This window comes from Mordavella massiliensis (genome assembly GCF_016901695.1).
Taxonomy (GTDB): Bacteria; Bacillota; Clostridia; order Lachnospirales; family Lachnospiraceae; genus Claveliimonas; species Claveliimonas massiliensis_A.
Genome location: NZ_JACJKS010000009.1, coordinates 1 through 18,049, shown reverse-complemented (window position 1 = coordinate 18,049; position 18,049 = coordinate 1). Strand labels below are relative to the sequence as shown.

At 57.2% G+C, this 18,049-nt stretch carries 18 protein-coding genes and 1 riboswitch; of the genes, 17 read left to right on the top strand and 1 reads right to left on the bottom strand.

Translation table 11 applies throughout. The features are described 5' to 3' along the window. Positions 1–49: 49 nt before the first annotated feature. On the bottom strand, positions 50–700 hold the full coding sequence (locus H6A20_RS07745) for an anti-sigma-I factor RsgI family protein (protein ID WP_204906567.1): 651 nt from the start codon (positions 698–700) through the stop codon (positions 50–52). A 262-nt stretch (positions 701–962) separates the two neighbouring features. Here H6A20_RS07745 and H6A20_RS07740 point away from each other — a divergent pair, with 262 nt between their 5' ends. The 17 genes from H6A20_RS07740 (at position 963) to lysS (ending at position 17,761) form a co-directional block, all read left to right on the top strand. After that, positions 963–1,706, top strand: coding sequence for a sigma factor (locus H6A20_RS07740; protein WP_204906566.1), 744 nt, complete (start codon positions 963–965; stop codon positions 1,704–1,706). Positions 1,707–1,709: 3 nt separating this feature from the next. Then, a complete protein-coding gene (locus tag H6A20_RS07735; protein WP_204906565.1) occupies positions 1,710–2,507 on the top strand; it encodes an anti-sigma-I factor RsgI family protein in 798 nt (265 codons plus the stop codon). A gap of 212 nt (positions 2,508–2,719) precedes the next feature. After that, on the top strand, positions 2,720–3,217 hold the full coding sequence (locus H6A20_RS07730) for a shikimate kinase (RefSeq protein ID WP_204906564.1): 498 nt from the start codon (positions 2,720–2,722) through the stop codon (positions 3,215–3,217). A 334-nt stretch (positions 3,218–3,551) separates the two neighbouring features. Then, positions 3,552–4,844: a UDP-N-acetylglucosamine 1-carboxyvinyltransferase gene (locus H6A20_RS07725; protein ID WP_204906563.1), complete on the top strand. Its 1,293-nt coding sequence runs from the start codon at positions 3,552–3,554 to the stop codon at positions 4,842–4,844. Between the two features lie 81 nt (positions 4,845–4,925). Next, a riboswitch (SAM riboswitch) is annotated at positions 4,926–5,023 on the top strand. Positions 5,024–5,114: 91 nt separating this feature from the next. Then, the gene (gene metK / locus H6A20_RS07720) at positions 5,115–6,308 is read left to right on the top strand and encodes a methionine adenosyltransferase (RefSeq protein WP_204906562.1); all 1,194 of its coding nucleotides are present in this window, start codon (positions 5,115–5,117) and stop codon (positions 6,306–6,308) included. Between the two features lie 84 nt (positions 6,309–6,392). Then, complete coding sequence (locus H6A20_RS07715; RefSeq protein ID WP_204906561.1) at positions 6,393–7,889, top strand: sensor histidine kinase; 1,497 nt, start codon at positions 6,393–6,395, stop codon at positions 7,887–7,889. Continuing rightward, the gene (locus H6A20_RS07710; RefSeq protein WP_204906560.1) at positions 7,882–8,571 is read left to right on the top strand and encodes a response regulator transcription factor; all 690 of its coding nucleotides are present in this window, start codon (positions 7,882–7,884) and stop codon (positions 8,569–8,571) included. The genes H6A20_RS07715 and H6A20_RS07710 overlap by 8 nt, the downstream gene beginning before the upstream one ends. A 79-nt stretch (positions 8,572–8,650) precedes the next feature. After that, on the top strand, positions 8,651–9,472 hold the full coding sequence (locus H6A20_RS07705; protein ID WP_204906559.1) for a TrmH family RNA methyltransferase: 822 nt from the start codon (positions 8,651–8,653) through the stop codon (positions 9,470–9,472). A 29-nt stretch (positions 9,473–9,501) separates the two neighbouring features. After that, positions 9,502–9,939, top strand: a complete 438-nt coding sequence (locus tag H6A20_RS07700) for an NfeD family protein (protein ID WP_204906558.1) — start codon at positions 9,502–9,504, stop codon at positions 9,937–9,939. A 1-nt stretch (position 9,940) separates the two neighbouring features. Continuing rightward, the gene (locus H6A20_RS07695; protein WP_204906557.1) at positions 9,941–10,885 is read left to right on the top strand and encodes an SPFH domain-containing protein; all 945 of its coding nucleotides are present in this window, start codon (positions 9,941–9,943) and stop codon (positions 10,883–10,885) included. Between the two features lie 138 nt (positions 10,886–11,023). Beyond that, entirely contained in the window at positions 11,024–11,962 is a 939-nt protein-coding gene (gene argF / locus H6A20_RS07690) for an ornithine carbamoyltransferase (protein ID WP_204906556.1), read from the top strand. A 3-nt stretch (positions 11,963–11,965) separates the two neighbouring features. Continuing rightward, entirely contained in the window at positions 11,966–12,949 is a 984-nt protein-coding gene (locus H6A20_RS07685; RefSeq protein ID WP_338106638.1) for a biotin--[acetyl-CoA-carboxylase] ligase, read from the top strand. Beyond that, the gene (locus H6A20_RS07680; RefSeq protein ID WP_204906555.1) at positions 12,942–13,295 is read left to right on the top strand and encodes a DUF6145 family protein; all 354 of its coding nucleotides are present in this window, start codon (positions 12,942–12,944) and stop codon (positions 13,293–13,295) included. The genes H6A20_RS07685 and H6A20_RS07680 overlap by 8 nt, the downstream gene beginning before the upstream one ends. Before the next feature lies 1 nt (position 13,296). Then, positions 13,297–14,100, top strand: coding sequence for a type III pantothenate kinase (locus H6A20_RS07675; protein ID WP_204906554.1), 804 nt, complete (start codon positions 13,297–13,299; stop codon positions 14,098–14,100). A gap of 4 nt (positions 14,101–14,104) precedes the next feature. Then, positions 14,105–15,070, top strand: a complete 966-nt coding sequence (dusB, locus tag H6A20_RS07670; protein ID WP_204906553.1) for a tRNA dihydrouridine synthase DusB — start codon at positions 14,105–14,107, stop codon at positions 15,068–15,070. A 230-nt stretch (positions 15,071–15,300) separates the two neighbouring features. Next, positions 15,301–15,783 carry a transcription elongation factor GreA gene (greA, locus tag H6A20_RS07665; RefSeq protein WP_204906552.1) on the top strand — a complete coding sequence of 161 codons (483 nt, stop codon included), beginning with the start codon at positions 15,301–15,303 and terminating at the stop codon, positions 15,781–15,783. Between the two features lie 46 nt (positions 15,784–15,829). Then, positions 15,830–17,761: a lysine--tRNA ligase gene (lysS, locus tag H6A20_RS07660; protein WP_204906551.1), complete on the top strand. Its 1,932-nt coding sequence runs from the start codon at positions 15,830–15,832 to the stop codon at positions 17,759–17,761. Positions 17,762–18,049: the final 288 nt, after the last annotated feature.

The window sequence follows — 18,049 nt, the reverse complement described above, 5'->3', positions numbered from 1 at the left end:
GGGCATACAGTCCGCAGCTTGTTTTAAACAGGCACCAGGCCTTGATCTGTTAATCATCAAGATCATCATCCCGGTCGTCGTCAAGATCATCATCCCGGTCGTCGTCAAGATCATCATCCCGGTCATCGTCCTGGTCATCGTCCCAGTCGTCCCAGTCGTCCCGGTCGTCATCCCAGTCATCCCGGTCATCCCGGTCATCATCCCAGTCATCGTCATCGTATACGTTGACGGGGGAGTTCAGGTGCTCGGCGGCCGTATAGCTTTCGACATCTGCGGCAATGCTGTTCAGGAAATCTTTTTCCGGAAGCACGGAGCCTTTCTCAAGTTCCAGGGTGATCTTTCTGGCTTCGCCTTCTGTTTCTTCTACAAAGTACCCGGCGTCATGGATCCGTGTGACCAGTTCCCGGACCACGTCCCGGCAGCTCTTTCCGGTATAGCCTTTATAGTCCGCGATCACAGAGCGGCCATCGTCATTCTCCCCCTCGATCTTTGTTACCAGTCCGTCTGCGTCATAGAAGATCTCAATCTCGGGATTTACTTTGAGAAGGATAGCGCCGCCTCCCTCTTCCGAAGCGGTCTGTACGCTGACCGGATTTCCTGTGGCCGGGGTGCTGCCGGAGCTGCATCCCGTGAGAAGCCCTCCCGTTAACCCGATACATACCATTGCTGCAACGATACATGCTGTGTGTTTTTTTCTCATAACATTTCACTCCTTTTTTGGTGTTTTTTTGTTTTGTATGATTGAGAATACGCGGCAAAAGATCAGAAACCGGGGTTGGAAATAAAAAAAGTAAAGAAAAAATATCTGCGGCTGATTTTGCAAATCCATAACGCAGATTTTACAGATCCATAACGCGGATTTTACAATCTCCATGTATATTTAAATATAACTATGCTTTCAGACCCCGGAAAAGAGGGACTGTTCTTCGTATTCTGTACTATATACTGAGGAGGGCGAACGGATGAAGGACGGACATGATATCATTGACCAGGTATATGCGGCCAAATCCGACCCGGAAGCGGCGGACGGGATGATACGCCAATATATGGGATTTATCCGGTCAGAGACAGCCAGGTTTATGCACCGGCCACCCGCCGAGGGAAGGGACGAAGAATTCAGCATTGCCATGCTGGCTTTCTATGAGTCGATCCTTGGGTATGAGAAAGGAAAAGGCGCATTCCTTCCCTATTCTGCAAGAGGGATACGAAACCGGCTCATCGATTACTACCGGAAGGAAAAGAGACACAGGAATCTCACATCCCTGCATGAGGGGATAGACGACGGTTCAGACACGATGAAGATAGACATGCTGGAGGACTCAAGAGACCATATTCAGGCGCTGCACGACAGGAGCGCGGCACGTGAGGAGATTGACGAATTTGAGAGGAAGCTGCAGGAATTCGGGATCTCGTTTTCAGATGTGGCGGATAACTGTCCCCGCCAGGAGAGGACGCTGCGCGCCTGCCAGCGTGTCCTGGAGGCGGCAAGAAATATGCCGGCGCTTCTGGACGAACTTCTGGATACGCGGAAGCTTCCTGTAAGAGCGCTGTCACAGGCTTCCGGAGTGGAGAGGAAAACGATAGAGCGGCACAGGAAATATGTTGTGGCGATACTGGTGGCATTTACAAACGGATACGAGATCATCAGAGGACATCTTTATCATCTGTATTCTCCCGGCGGGGGAAAAGAAAGAATGGAGCTGTAATATATGGAAGAGAAGACAACCTATCTGGTCATGGAGACACATCCTGCCTATGTGATCCTTCTGGACAGCGAAGGCAGGTTTCTCAAAGCGGCAAACTATGGATATGAAAGAGGAGAGAGGATCCATACGGCAGTTCTCTTTCAGGATCCGAAGGAAGCGCTCCGACGCCGCAGGAGACGCGCCCTGCGGGCGGTTGCGGCGCTGGCGGCCTGCATCTGCCTGGCGGCTGCCGGGGGATGGCAGTACCGGGAGCATTTTGTTCCTTACGGAACGCTCCGGGTAGAGATCAACCCGGAGGTGGAACTGGAGATCAGCCATTCGGGGAAAGTGCTCCGGGCAGAGGGGCTCGATGCGGATGGGGATATCCTGCTTGATGGGTATGATATCGAGGGGAAAGACCTGTATGAAGCGGCGCGGGAGCTGGCTGTCCGCGCGATCCGGATGAACTATCTGCAGGAGGGCGGCGCGATCCGGCTCACTGCGGCATCCGGGCACAGCGCATGGGAGAAGGAAACGCAGGAGGCAGTGACGGAGGATCTGGAGGCGTATCTGGCTGACTACAATATCCACATTTTATCAGCAGATGAGCCGGTGCCGGCCCCTGTTCCGGAATCGGAAGACCCGGAGATGCCGGCGCAGGAGGCGCCGCAGCAGAATGCGACGGCACAGGAGGATCTCCCGCAGAATGCACCGGCAGACGCAGATGATGATGACGACGGCAGTGATAATGACGGTGGTGACGATGATAGTGACGACGATGGCAGCGACGATGACAGCGACGACGATGATGACGATGACTAGATGACGTGCAGACAGGAGGGAGGCCGGTGACAGGAGGCCTCCCTTCTGCATAGAATAGAACAGGAGCAGCGCTGCATTACAGCCCGCAGCATAGACAAAAGAGGCTGTTTCGTGCTATAATACATTAAATATCCCGTAAAGCCGGCGGCCGCTGGGGAGCGGCGCCGCGGGCAGTGAGGGCACGTAAGAGAAGACGAAAAGGAGAAGGGAGTATGGATAATATCATCTTTATCGGTATGCCGGCAGCCGGGAAGAGCACGGTGGGCGTAGTGGCCGCCAAGCGGCTCGGTTACGGCTTTCTGGACACGGACCTCCTGATCCAGGAGAAAGAGGGAAAGCTCCTGCATGAGATCATCCGGGAGAGAGGAACGGACGGATTTCTGGAAGTGGAGGACCGGATCAACGCGCAGGTGGACGTCCGCCGCTGCATTATCTCGCCGGGCGGAAGCGTTGTCTACTGCAAAAACGCCATGGAACATTATAAGAAGATCGGGACAGTGGTGTATCTGAAGGCCTCCTTTGAGACGATCGAGGAGCGGATCGGGGACCCACGCGCCAGGGGCGTTGCGCTCCGCGAAGACCAGACGCTCCGGGACCTCTACGAGGAGAGACGGGAGCTGTTTGAAAAATACGCGGATCTTACAATTTGCGAAGATGGGTTGACATTGGAGCAGACAATTGGTAAAGTATTAAAGGTTTTGGGGAAATAGCCTTTTTTCGACCAATTCCGCAGTTAAATGTTACAAAAGTTTTTCAAAGATATAAAAAATATTTAACAAACAGAGTCTGTATGGTATAATGATTGCACGAAGTGCAATCCAGCCCGGCAGCCGGGCTGCCCTGCTTCGCAGGGATTATACCGGCAATCCACGGCTTGGGAAGTAAATGCTGCCTGCGGCAGCGCTCCCTTCCCTGCGCACGTGGTATAATGATTGCACGAAGTGCAATCCAGCCCGGCAGCCGGGCTGCCAGGAATGTTCAGACAGATAATTCGGGATACTACCAGATAGATAGAAGAAAAAGAGAGTATGATCGAGGTGCGGTATGGAACAGTATATTATTAAAGGCGGCAACCCGCTTGTCGGAGAGGTGGAGATAGGCGGAGCAAAGAACGCGGCCCTCGCGATCCTTGCGGCTGCGATAATGAGCGATGAAACTGTCATGATCGATAATCTTCCGGATGTAAATGACATCAACGTACTTCTGGACGCGATCGCCGGGATCGGGGCGATGGTGCACAGGGTAGACCGGCACACGGTGAAGATCAACGGAAAAAGCGTGACAAGCGTTGATATCGAGTACGACTATATCAAAAAGATCCGGGCGTCCTACTATTTGCTCGGCGCCCTTCTTGGGAAATACAAGCATGCGGAGGTGGCGCTTCCCGGAGGCTGCAATATCGGCAGCCGTCCCATTGACCAGCACCTCAAGGGCTTCCGGGCCCTGGGGGCCGACGTGGAGATCGAGCACGGGAAGATCATTGCCGAGGCTTCCCATCTGGTGGGCAAGCACATCTATTTTGATGTGGTCAGCGTGGGGGCCACCATCAATGTGATGATGGCGGCAGCCATGGCGGACGGCCTTACCATCCTGGAGAACGTGGCCAAGGAGCCCCATGTGGTGGATGTGGCAAACTTCCTGAACAGCATGGGGGCGAATATCCGCGGCGCAGGAACGGACGTGATCCGCATCCGCGGCGTTCAGAAGCTCCACAGGACGTCCTACTCCGTGATCCCGGACCAGATCGAGGCCGGCACCTTCATGTTTGCGGCGGCAGCCACGAAGGGGGATGTGACGGTGCTGAACGTGATCCCCAAGCATCTGGAAGCCACGACGGCCAAGCTTCTGGAGATCGGCTGCGAGGTGGAAGAATTTGACGACGCGGTGCGCGTGGTGTCCAAGGGACGGCTCAAGAGCACCCATGTGAAGACCCTTCCCTACCCGGGATTCCCGACAGACATGCAGCCCCAGATCGGTGTGACCCTTGCTCTGTGCGAGGGGACGAGCATCATCACGGAGAGCATTTTCGAGAACCGCTTCAAGTACCTGGATGAGCTGGCACGCATGGGCGCCAGCGTGAAGGTGGAGGGCAATTCCGCCGCCATTGAGGGCGTGGAGAAATTCTCGGGCGCCAGAGTGAGCGCGCCGGATCTGCGCGCAGGGGCGGCCCTCTGTATCGCAGGCCTTGCGGCGGACGGGATTACCATTGTGGACGACATCGTCTACATCCAGAGAGGCTACGAGAGGTTCGAGGAGAAACTCCGGAGCCTGGGCGCGGTCATCGAGAAGGTGTCCACGGAGAAGGAGATCCGCAAGTTTATGCTGAAGGTGGGTTAAAACCCGCGAAAATCCGCTTGACATGACGGGAAAAAACATGTAGAGTAACAGTTGTTAAAAATCAATATCAAGATGCTATTTCTCTTATTCAGAGCAGTGGAGATACAAAGGATCTGTGAAGCTGCGGCAACCCCGGAGACGGAAGGTGCCAACCTGAGCGAGTGATCGAACAATAAGAGGATCGTTGTGAGTATGACAGTCCGCTTGTTGCAAAATAAGCGGACTTTTTATGCGCAGGGTTTGAACTGGGAGAAAAGAAAAGGAGAGACAATGGAAAAGGAAAAGAGATTATTTACATCCGAATCAGTAACCGAAGGCCATCCGGACAAAATGTGCGACCAGATCTCGGACGCCATCCTGGACGCGCTCATTGAGCAGGATCCCATGAGCCGCGTGGCCTGCGAGACATGCACGACCACAGGGCTTGTGCTTGTCATGGGCGAGATCACCACGAACGCCTATGTGGACATTCAGAAGATCGTGCGGGACACCGTGCGGGAGATCGGCTACACAAGAGGAAAATTCGGGTTTGACGCGGACACCTGCGGCGTGATCACGGCCATTGACGAGCAGTCCTCCGACATTGCCATGGGCGTGGACCAGGCGCTGGAGGCGAAGGAGCACGGCATGTCCGAGGAGGAACTGGACGCCATCGGCGCAGGCGACCAGGGCATGATGTTCGGCTACGCCACAGACGAGACGCCGGAGATGATGCCCTACCCGGCCGCTCTGGCCCACAAGCTGGCCAGAAGGCTGACAGAGGTGAGAAAGAACGGGACCCTTCCCTACCTGCGCCCCGACGGCAAGACCCAGGTGACGGTGGAGTACGATGAAAACGGCGTTCCCTCCAGGCTGGAGGCGGTCGTTCTGTCCACCCAGCACGACCCGGACGTGACCCAGGAGCAGATCCATGCGGACATCCGGAAGCACGTGTTTGGCGCGGTGATCCCGGCAGGCATGACAGATGCGGACACAAAGTTCTTTATCAACCCGACCGGCCGGTTCGTCATCGGCGGTCCCCACGGTGACAGCGGCCTGACCGGGCGCAAGATCATCGTGGACACCTACGGCGGTATGGCCCGCCACGGCGGCGGCGCCTTCTCCGGCAAGGACTGCACGAAAGTGGACCGCTCCGCGGCCTACGCGGCCCGGTATGTGGCCAAGAACATCGTGGCGGCAGGCATTGCGAAGAAATGCGAGATCCAGCTCTCCTACGCCATCGGCGTGGCGCACCCCACGTCCATCTCTGTGGATACATTCGGCACGGGGCGGCTTTCCGACGAGAAGATCGTGGAGATCATCCGCGGGAACTTCGACCTGCGCCCGGCGGGCATCATCCGGATGCTGGACCTGCGCAGGCCCATTTACCAGCAGACGGCCGCCTACGGACATTTCGGCCGCACAGACCTGGACCTGCCCTGGGAGAAGACCGACAAGGCGGAGGCGCTGAAGGCATATCTGTAAAATCTAAAGTTTTTATAAAAAATGAGGGAGCGCTTCCGAAGAAGCGCTCCTTTTATGTTAAAATGAAAGATGGAGGATTACAGTATGAAGTTTAAGACGAGACTGATCATCGCGTTCCTCACCGTGATCATGATCCCGGTGGCGCTCACCTCCCTCTTCGTGCTCCTGCTTGGGAGGTACCAGATCAGCGCCATCGAGAAGACATACGGCCTGACCGGCACGACAGTGGAAGTGCTGGCCAATCCCATCCAGGTGCTGGAGAAGCTCACCATAGAGCCCTATGAGGAGCTGGAGGAGACGGCCAGGCAGGATGCCGGGAAACTGGAGGACGCCACATATCTGAACGAACTGAATGATACGCTTCTGGAAAAGAAGTCGTTCCTCATCGTGCGAAGGGAGGACACGGTGACCTACATGGGCCGGGAGATTGAGGAGTCCGGCGACGTGATCCGCCGCCTCCCGCCCCGCGGCAGCACGGTGACTGATCCGGACGGCGGCATCTATCTGGGCGGCGGCCTGCAGGTGCTGCTCAAGCAGGTGGACTTCCGGTACGGCGACGGGACACAGGGGAGCGCCTTCATTGTCACGGATGTGGGGGATATGATCCCGGAGATCCGGGAGTTTGCCTTTGACGTGCTCCTGGTGATCGCCCTTGTCCTTGTCTTTACCGCCACGGTGCTTGTCCTTTGGATCTACCAGAGCGTGGTCCAGCCCCTCTCCAGGATGCAGAAGGCGGCCCAGTACATCAAGGAGGGCAACCTGGACTTTGAGATGAAGTGGGAGACCGACGATGAGCTGGGACAGTTGTGCCGTGACTTTGAGGAGATGAGAAGGAGGCTGAAGGAGAGCGCGGAGGAGAAGCTGACTTTTGACAAAGAGAGCAAGGAGCTCATCAGCAATATCTCCCACGACCTGAAGACGCCGGTGACGACCATCAAGGGATACGCGGAAGGGATCCTGGACGGGGTGGCGGACACGCCGCAGAAGGTGGAAAAATACGTCCGCACCATCTACAACAAGGCGGGGGAGATGGACACCCTCATCAACGAGCTGACGTTTTACTCCAAGATCGATACGAACCGCATCCCCTACAACTTTGACACGATCTTCGTGAACCGGTACTTTGACGACTGCGCGGAGGATCTGTCCCTGGAGCTGGAGCAGCGGGGCGTGGAGTTCGGCTATTTCAACTACGTGGAGGAGGACGTGCGGATCATCGCGGACGCGGAGCAGATCCGTCGGGTGGTCCACAACATCGTCAACAATTCGCTGAAGTATATGGACAAGGCCACGGGCAAGATCAACCTGCGGGTGAAGGACGTGGGGGATTTTGTCCAGGTGGAGGTGGAGGACAACGGCTGCGGCATCGCGGCCAGGGATCTTCCCAACATATTTGAACGGTTTTACAGGACGGACGCGTCCCGGAATTCCTCCAAAGGGGGGAGCGGGATCGGGCTGTCCGTCGTGAAAAAGATCATAGAAGACCACGGGGGCAAGATATGGGCCACCAGCCGGGAAGGCACGGGGACGACCCTGTATTTTGTACTCCGGAAATATCAGGAGGTGCCGGTATATGAATAAGATACTGATCGTGGAAGATGAGGAGGCTATCGCAGATCTGGAGAAGGATTACCTGGAGCTGAGCGGGTTTGAGGTGGAGGTCGCCAACGACGGCCAGACAGGGCTCGACCGGGCGCTGGACGGGGAGTTCAACCTGCTGATCCTGGACCTGATGCTGCCGGGCGTGGACGGGTTTGAGATCTGCCGGCAGGTGCGGGCCAAGAAGAATACGCCCATCATCATGGTGTCCGCCAAAAAGGACGACATTGACAAGATCCGGGGACTGGGCCTGGGGGCGGACGACTACATGACCAAACCCTTCAGCCCCAGCGAGCTGGTGGCCCGGGTGAAGGCCCACCTGGCCCGGTACGAGCGCCTTGTGGGCAGCGCGGCGGAGGCCAATAAAGTCATCGAGATCCGGGGGCTGAAGATCGATACCACAGCCCGCCGGGTATGGGTCAACGGGGAGGAGAAGAATTTTACGACAAAAGAGTTTGATTTGCTGACTTTTCTTGCAAGCCACCCCAATCACGTGTATACTAAGGATGAATTGTTCAGCGAGATCTGGGACATGGAATCGATCGGGGATATCGCCACGGTGACCGTGCATATCAAGAAGATCCGTGAAAAGATAGAGATGGACACATCCAACCCCCAGTATATCGAGACGATCTGGGGCGTGGGGTACAGGTTCAAGATGTAAGGAGAGAGGATCTGTCCGGCCGTCTGCGCTGCTGCTGTAACGCGCAGGCGGCTGTATTTATATCAGACGAGAGGCGTATATGATCACAAGCACAGCAAACCAGAAGGTAAAGCGCCTGGCTGTCCTGCAGAAAAAGCGCAGGGCCAGGGACGAAGAGGGCATATTTCTGACAGAAGGAGTGCGCATGTTCCGGGAGATCCCGCCCGGGCGGATCCGGGAGATCTGCGTGACGGAAGAATTCCTCTCCCGGGAGCGGGACCTGGTGGAGAGGAAGGCCGGGGAGGCCGGCGTGCGCCCGGAGGTATTTTCCGACCACGTCTTTGCATATGTATCGGATACAAAGACCCCGCAGGGGGTGCTCTGCGTGGCGGACAGAGGCCGGGAGGCAGGGCCGGAGGAGATGTTCAAAGCGGGCCCGGACGGGCGCGCGCCGCTTCTTATGGTGCTGGACGGCCTCCAGGATCCGGGCAATCTGGGGACGATCCTGCGCACCGGGGAGGGGGCCGGCGTCACCGGCGTGATCCTGAGCCGGGACTGCGTGGATCTCTACAATCCGAAGACGATCCGCTCCACCATGGGCTCCATTTTCCGGATGCCCTGCCTGTACGCGGACGATCTGACGGAAGTGCTGGCACAGATGAAAGAGAAGGGGATCCGCACCTACGCCGCCCACCTGGAGGGGAAGACAGACTACGACCGGGAGGATTACACCGGGGGATGCGCCTTCCTCATCGGGAATGAGGGGAACGGCCTGCGCCGGGAGGTGGCAGATATGGCCGACACGTACATCCGCATCCCCATGGAGGGGGAAGTCGAGTCCCTCAACGCCGCCATTGCCGCCACCGTGCTCATGTTTGAGGCCGGCCGGCAGAGGAGGCTTCATCATAGAAAAACAGTATAGAATAAACAAGAGGAGAAGGAGGGAGAGACATGGCGCCGATTTACTGGATCATCATCTGTATCGTTCTTCTGATCATTGAGATCGCCACCCTGGGCCTTACGACCATCTGGTTCGCGGCGGGATCCCTTGCCGCGTTCCTGGCCGGCATACTGGGCTTTGGGCTTCCGGTCCAGATCGGACTGTTCCTTGTGGTGTCCATCGTGCTTCTCGTACTGACGCGCCCGGTGGCGCTGAAATATTTTAACAGCCGCCGGCAGAAAACAAATGTGGAGAGTATGACCGGCAGGCAGGGCGTCGTCCTGGAGAGGATCGACACGATCAAAGGCCAGGGACTGGTGGAAGTGGACGGAGAGTCCTGGTCCGCCAGGACAGACGGACAGGAGGGGACGATCCCCGAGGGGGCGGTCGTCTCTGTGGAAGGCGTGCAGGGCGTGAAACTGATCGTAAAGGAAAAGGAGGAAGTCTGATATGTTTGGAACAATTGTTGGAATCATACTCATCATTTTTGTGGTGCTGATCCTGATCTCCTGTGTAAAAGTCGTGCCCCAGTCCAAGGCCCTCGTCGTGGAGCGCCTCGGGGCGTACCAGGCTACGTGGGGCGTTGGCATCCATTTCAAGATCCCCTTCATCGAGCGGGTGGCAAGGCGGGTGGACTTGAAGGAGCAGGTCGTGGACTTTGCACCCCAGCCGGTGATCACAAAGGATAATGTCACCATGCGGATCGACACGGTCGTGTTCTACCAGATCACAGATCCCAAACTGTTCTGCTACGGCGTGGCGAACCCGATCATGGCGATCGAGAACCTGACGGCCACCACGCTCCGGAACATCATCGGCGATCTGGAGCTGGATCAGACGCTGACTTCCAGGGAGACCATCAACACCAAGATGCGGGCGACCCTCGATGTGGCGACGGATCCGTGGGGGATCAAGGTAAAGCGCGTAGAGCTCAAGAACATCATCCCGCCGGCTGCCATCCAGGACGCCATGGAGAAGCAGATGAAAGCGGAGCGGGAACGCCGTGAAGCGATCCTGCGGGCGGAAGGCGAGAAGAAGTCCTCCATCCTCGTGGCAGAAGGCCAGAAGCAGTCCGTGATCCTGGACGCAGAGGCGGAGAAGCAGGCGGCGATCTTGCGGGCGGAGGCCCAGAAGGAAGCCACCATCAAGGAGGCGGAAGGCCAGGCGGAGGCCATCCTCAAAGTGCAGCAGGCCAACGCGGACGGTATCCGGTTCCTGAAAGAGGCGGGCGCGGACAAGGCGGTCCTGACCATCAAGAGCCTGGAGGCGTTCCAGAAAGCGGCGGACGGCAAGGCCACGAAGATCATCATCCCCTCCGAGATCCAGGGGATCGCGGGCCTCGTGAAATCCGCGACTGAGATCGCGTCCGATGGGACCGAAGAGAAAACAGTATAAATATACAAAAATATTGCATAAAAATAAAATAAGTGCTATGATGTAAGCGGTACATCTCATTTTTATACATTTTTGTGCATAAACAGGACGCGCAGATCCGGGATGTATACATGAATCACAGGAAGGAATGTATATGCCATGAATTTAAAGGGACGCAGCTTTTTAAAATTACTTGATTTCACACCGGAGGAGATCCTCTACCTCGTAGACCTGGCGGAGGACCTGAAGCAGAAGAGGAAGCAGGGGATCAAAGGACGCAGCCTGCAGGGGAAGAACATCGCCCTGATCTTCGAGAAGCCGTCCACAAGGACAAGGTGCGCGTTCACCATCGGCGCCCAGGACGAAGGCGCCACAGCCACATATCTGGCCGGAAGCGAACTGCAGCTTGGCGAGAAGGAGAGCATCGAGGACACGGCCCGCGTGCTGGGACGCATGTTCGACGGCATCGAGTACCGGGGATTTGAGCAGTCCTTCGTGGAAGCCCTGGCAAAGTACAGCGGCCTTCCTGTGTGGAACGGCCTGACGGACCAGTGGCACCCGACCCAGTGTCTGGCCACGCTCCTCACCTTAAAAGAGCACTTCGGTTCCCTGAAGGGGCTGAAGGTCGTGTACCTGGGCGACGGCCGCAACAACGTGGCCAACAGCCTCCTGGTGGGATGCAGCAAAGTGGGCGTGAGCGTAGCTGTAGCGGCGCCAAAGAGCCTGTGGCCGGACGAGAAGCTGGTGGAGACATGCAGGGGCTTTGCCGCGGCCGCCGGTTCCACGGTGGAGATATCCGACCGGCTGGACGTCGTGGAGGGCGCGGATATGCTCTATACGGACGTGTGGTTCTCCATGGGCGAGGAGAAGAAGGAGCAGGAGAGGACAAAGCTGGCCCTCCCCTACCAGGTGAACGCAGAGCTGATGAAGCGGACGGGAAAGGAGACGACGCTCTTCTCCCACTGCCTGCCTGCAAATAAAGGAAAAGAGGTAACCGAGGATGTGTTCGAGGGCAGCGCGTCCGTCGTGTTCGACGAGGCGGAGAACCGGCTTCACACGATCAAGGCCATCATGGTTGCCACATTGGGTGAAATGTAGGATATGATGAAAACAGACATTCTGTCCATGCTCCGTAAGAGCGATGGATACGTATCCGGGCAGCAGCTCTGCGAGCGCTTTCACGTCTCCAGGACTGCTGTCTGGAAAGTAATGGAGCAGTTGAAGGAAGAAGGATACCGGATAGAGGCAGTCCGCAGCAGGGGCTATCGCTTAAGCGAGAGCCCGGACATCCTGTCCGTGGCGGAGATCGAAAGCAGGATCTCCACCCGGTGGGCGGGGCGGAATGTCTCTTCTTTTCGCGAGACGGACTCCACCAATGTCCAGGCCAGGAGGCTGGGGGAGGCGGGGGCGCCCCACGGGACCCTGGTGGCGGCGGACGCCCAGAGCGGGGGCAGGGGACGGCGCGGAAGGCAGTGGGAGTCGCCGCCCGGAAGGGACATCTACATGTCCCTCCTTCTGCGGCCGCAGATCCCGGCCGCGCAGGCGCCCATGCTCACCCTGGTCATGGCCCTGGCGGTGGCGGACGCCCTGCGGGAGCAGACCGGCGTGGACGCCCGGATCAAATGGCCCAACGACATTGTGGCCCGCGGCCGGAAGCTGTGCGGCATCCTCACAGAGATGAGCGCCGATATGGACGGCGTCCGCTACGTGGTCATCGGCGTGGGCATCAATGTGAACGGGACCGGCTTCCCGGAAGAGATACAGGAGCGGGCCACGTCCCTTGCGCTGGAGAGCGGACGGCGGTTCCTCCGCCCGGCGCTCATAGCGGCGGTGCTGGAAAAGTTTGAAGCGCGCTACGACAAATTTATGAAAGAAGGAGACCTCTCCGGCCTGCGGGACGACTACAACGCCCTGCTCGTGAACGTGGGAGAGCAGGTGCGGATCCTGGAGCCGGGGCACGAGTACAACGCCATCTCCTCCGGGATCAACGGGAAGGGGGAACTTCTCGTCACCCGGGAGGACGGCAGGCAGGAGGCCGTGTTCGCCGGCGAGGTCTCTGTGAGAGGAATCTATGGATATGTATAATGGAAAGATCGTGCTCTGCGGAGCCAATTCCTATGAGGAAAAATACTATCTGAACCCGGACTTTGAGCAGTTGCCGGATCATGTGAAGGACGAGCTGAAGATCATGTGCGTCCTCTATGTCCACGATGTGGGCGGCATCCTCACCCTTGTGTACGAGGAGAGCGGGGAGCTCTGCTTTGAGGTCACATCCGCCGAGGGGGATCCCATGTTCGACGAGATCGGCAGCGCCCTGAAGATCAAGGAACTGCAGCGGGAGAAGGCGGAGCTTCTGGAATCCCTGCAGCTCTACTACAGGGTCTTTTTCCTGGGGGAGGATCCGGAAGGGACGAAGGAGGGAGAGACGTAAGATGCTTCTTGCCATTGATGTTGGAAATACAAATTTTACAATGGGACTGTTCCGCGGGGAGAAGCTTGCGGCAAAGTTCCGCATGACGACGAAGCTGCCCCGCACATCAGACGAGTACGGGATCGCCATCCGGGAACTGATACGCAACCAGGGGGAGGATCCGGACGAGGTGGACGATATCATCATCGCCTCCGTTGTGCCGGATATCATGCACTCCCTGGCAAGCTGCATCATCAAATATTTTGACCGGAAGCCGATCATCGTATCCGCCGGGATCAAGACCGGCATCCGGGTGGCGACGGAGAACCCGAAGCAGACCGGCGCGGACCGGATCGTGGACGCGGCGGCGGCCTACTACCTGTACGGCGGGCCGGTCATCGTGGTGGACTTCGGTACTGCCACCACCTACGACCTGGTGGAGCCGGACGGCACCTTTGCCGTGGGCGTGACCGCACCCGGCATCCGAACCTCCGCCCGGGCGCTGTGGGGGGATGCGGCCATGCTGCCGGAGATTGAGATCCGCAAGCCCGACAGCATCCTGGCCCGGGAGACAGTGTCCAGCATGCAGGCGGGACTTGTCTACGGTTATATCGGCCAGACGGAGTACATCATCAGCCGGATGAAGCAGGAGTCCGGCTACACGGACGCCAAGGTGGTGGCCACCGGCGGCCTGGGGAATATCCTGGCCGAGGCCACGGAGAGCATCGATATCTACGACCGCAACCTGACCCTGGAGGGACTGCGGCTGATCTATGAGAAAAACAGGTTCCGGAGCAGACGCCCGGACGACGGAAAGGACAAGTAAGGCGATGAAGATAGGCAGCCTCACAATCAGGCACCCCTATGTGCTGGCCCCCATGGCAGGTGTGACAGACCTGCCATTTCGTCTGCTGTGCAAAGAGCAGGGCGCGGGCCTTCTGTGCATGGAGATGGTGAGCGCCAAGGCGCTCCAGTACAAAAACAGGAACACAGAAGCCCTGCTGGCCATCCACCCGCAGGAGTACCCGGTCTCCCTCCAGCTCTTCGGCTCCGAACCGGAGGTGATCAGCGAGCAGGCCAAAGCCATCGAGGAGCGGCCCTTTCAGATCCTGGATATCAACATGGGCTGCCCGGTGCCCAAGGTGGTGAAGAACGGGGAGGGATCCGCCCTCATGAAAAACCCGCGCCTTGTCTACGAGATCGTCTCCCGGACGGTGAAGGCCATTCAGAAGCCGGTGACCGTGAAGATCCGGAAAGGTTTTGACGACACCTGCGTCAACGCGGTGGAGATCGCCCGGATCATCGAGGAGGCCGGCGCAGCCGCCGTGGCGGTCCACGGCCGGACAAGGGAGCAGTACTACGCCGGGAAGGCGGATTGGGACATCATCCGCCAGGTGAAGCAGGCCGTGGGCATCCCGGTCATCGGGAACGGGGACGTCACCTGCGTGGAGGACGCCCGCAGGATGATGGATGAGACCGGCTGCGACGGCGTCATGATCGCCCGGGGCGCACGTGGCAATCCGTGGATCTTCCGGGAACTGAAAGCGTATGACGAGACGGGTCAGATCCCGCCCCGCCCCTCCGTGCCTGAGATCCGGGAGATGATGCTGCGGCACGCCCGGCTGCAGGTGGAGTACAAAGGGGAGTACACCGGCATCCGGGAGATGAGAAGCCACGTCTCCTGGTATACGCGGGGCCTGAAAGGCGCGGCCCGGCTGCGGGAGGAGATCAACCGGGTGGAGACATACCATGAGCTGGAGAAGCTCCTGATGGAAAAACTGATAGAAACTGCATAAAAAGGAAAAGGACGGGGCATCACAAGGTGGTGTCCTGTTCTTTTTCCGCCGTCCTTTGTATATACATGGATAAAGCCGGGCGGGCCTGAAACGGGCCTGAAACCGGGCAGAAATCTATTGACAGCAGAAGGGCTGTTCTGTATAATATTGAAATTGTGAAAGTAGACTCAAACAGGAAATATTTCCTGTGAAATAGACAGAAAAAAATGCAGGAATAGGAGAGATTGGAAATGGAAGAGAAAAAGACGATCCTGACCTACGCAGGTCTGAAAAAGCTGGAGGAAGAGCTTGAGACCCTGAAGGTGGTCAAGAGGAAAGAGGTCGCCGGCAAGATCAAAGAGGCAAGGGAGCAGGGAGACCTCTCAGAGAACGCCGAGTACGACGCCGCCAAAGACGAGCAGCGCGACATCGAGGCGCGGATCGAGGAGCTGGAAAAGCTTCTCAAGAACGTGGAAGTCGTCGTGGAGGACGAGGTCGACCTGGACAAGATCAGCGTGGGCTGCACGGTGACCGTGTACGACGAGGAATTCGAGGAGGAGATGGAGTTCAAGATCGTTGGCTCCACCGAGGCAAACAGCCTCCAGGGCAAGATCTCCAACGAGTCCCCGGTAGGCCAGGCGCTGCTCGGCCACAAGGAGGGCGACAGCGTGACCGTGGAGACGCAGGCAGGAGAACTTGTATACAAGGTGCTCAGGATCGAGCGTTCGATCTAGCGCAGATACATGTAAGAAGACAGAGAAGAGAAAAGGAGTGAATACAGTGTCCAACCAGCAGAACAACGTACAGGAACAGGATGTGAACCAGCTCAGAAAGGTGCGCCGCGATAAACTGGCGGAGCTCCAGGCGGGCGGCAAAGACCCGTTTGTCATCACAAAATACGACGTGACATGCCATGCGGCTGACATCAAGGAGCATTATGAGGAGATGGAGGGAAAACAGGTTTCCCTGGCGGGCCGTGTGATGCAGAAGCGCGTGATGGGCAAGGCGTCCTTCTGTAATGTGCTGGATCAGAGCGGCAATATTCAGTCCTATGTGGCCCGTGACAGCGTGGGCGAGGAGAACTACAGGGAATTTAAGAAGCTGGACATCGGCGACATCGTCGGCATCGAGGGAGAGGTCTTCAAGACAAAGACCGGCGAGATCTCCATCCATGCCTCCGGGGTGAAGCTTCTGTCCAAGAGCCTGCAGATCCTGCCCGAAAAGTACCACGGCCTGACCAATACCGATACCCGCTACCGCCAGCGGTATGTGGACCTGATCATGAACCCGGAGGTGCGCGACACCTTTATCAAGCGCTCCCACATCATCAGCGCCATCCGCCGGTACCTGGACGGCCAGGGATTCCTGGAAGTGGAGACGCCCATGCTGGTGAGCAACGCCGGCGGAGCGGCCGCCAGACCTTTTGAGACATACTTTAACGCCCTGGGGGAGGAGTTCAAGCTGCGCATCTCCCTGGAGCTGTATCTGAAGCGGCTGATCGTGGGCGGACTGGAGAGAGTCTACGAGATCGGCCGGGTGTTCCGGAACGAGGGTCTGGACACGAGACACAACCCGGAATTTACCCTGATGGAGCTCTATCAGGCGTACACAGACTACAACGGCATGATGGATCTCACGGAGAATCTGTACCGCCATGTGGCTCAGGAAGTGCTGGGCACTACCACCATCACCTACAACGGGGTGGAGATGGACCTGGGCAGGCCCTTTGAGCGTATCACCATGGTGGGCGCTGTGAAGAAATACGCAGGCATTGACTGGAATGAGGTGGAGACGACGCAGGACGCCAAAAAGCTGGCGGACGAGCATCACATCGAGTACGAGGAGCGCCATAAGAAGGGCGATATCCTGAACCTGTTCTTTGAGGAGTATGTGGAGGAGCACCTGATCCAGCCCACTTTCGTCATGGATCACCCCATCGAGATCTCCCCGCTCACGAAGAAGAAGCCCGGCAACCCGGACTACGTGGAGCGTTTTGAGTTCTTTATGAACGGCTGGGAGATGGCCAACGCCTACTCCGAGCTCAACGACCCCATCGACCAGCGGGAGCGTTTCGCCCAGCAGGACGCCAACGCGGCAGCAGGCGATGAGGAAGCCCAGCACACGGACGAGGACTTCCTGAACGCGCTGGAGATCGGTATGCCGCCCACAGGCGGGATCGGATTCGGCATCGACCGCATGTGCATGCTGCTCACAGACAGCGCCGCAATCCGCGACGTGCTGCTGTTTCCCACAATGAAGAGCATTGGCGGTAAAACCGTTGAAAATAAAGGGGAAAACGGAAACGAAGCTGCGAATTGCGAAACTTTTGCGAAAATCGACTTATCCAAAGTGAAGGTGGAACCTTTATTTGAAGATATGGTTGATTTCGACACCTTCAGCAAGTCCGATTTCCGGGTTGTAAAGGTGGAGGCATGCGAGGCAGTTCCGAAGAGTAAGAAGCTCCTGAAGTTCACACTGAACGACGGAACAGACCGGAAACGCACGATCTTAAGCGGCATTCATGAGTATTATGAGCCGGAAGAACTGGTGGGAAAGACCTGTGTGGCGATCACAAATCTGCCGCCCAGGAAGATGATGGGCATCGACTCCGAGGGAATGCTGATCAGCGCCGTGTACGAGTACGACGGACACGAAGGACTGAATCTTCTGATGCTGGATGACAGTATCCCGGCAGGGGCAAAGCTGTACTAAGTTTATAATAAGCCTCTTAACATGCGTGAATAAAGGGCACTTTTCTAAAAGAAAATTTTAGAAGAGTGCTTTTTTTTGAACAGAAATATTTCTCAGAATAGAAAACCATGGTTACAATTCGCTGGTATTTTCTCCTGGCTTGTGTTATCATATGTAAAGGCATTATGTTTCCGGCATGTCTGATTCTAACGCAGCATTAGCTGCATCTGTTTTTCTATTACATTCAGGAAAATCTCAATGCTTTTAATTCCCATTATCAGCAGAGAGATTAGCGGATGCGGCTTTAGC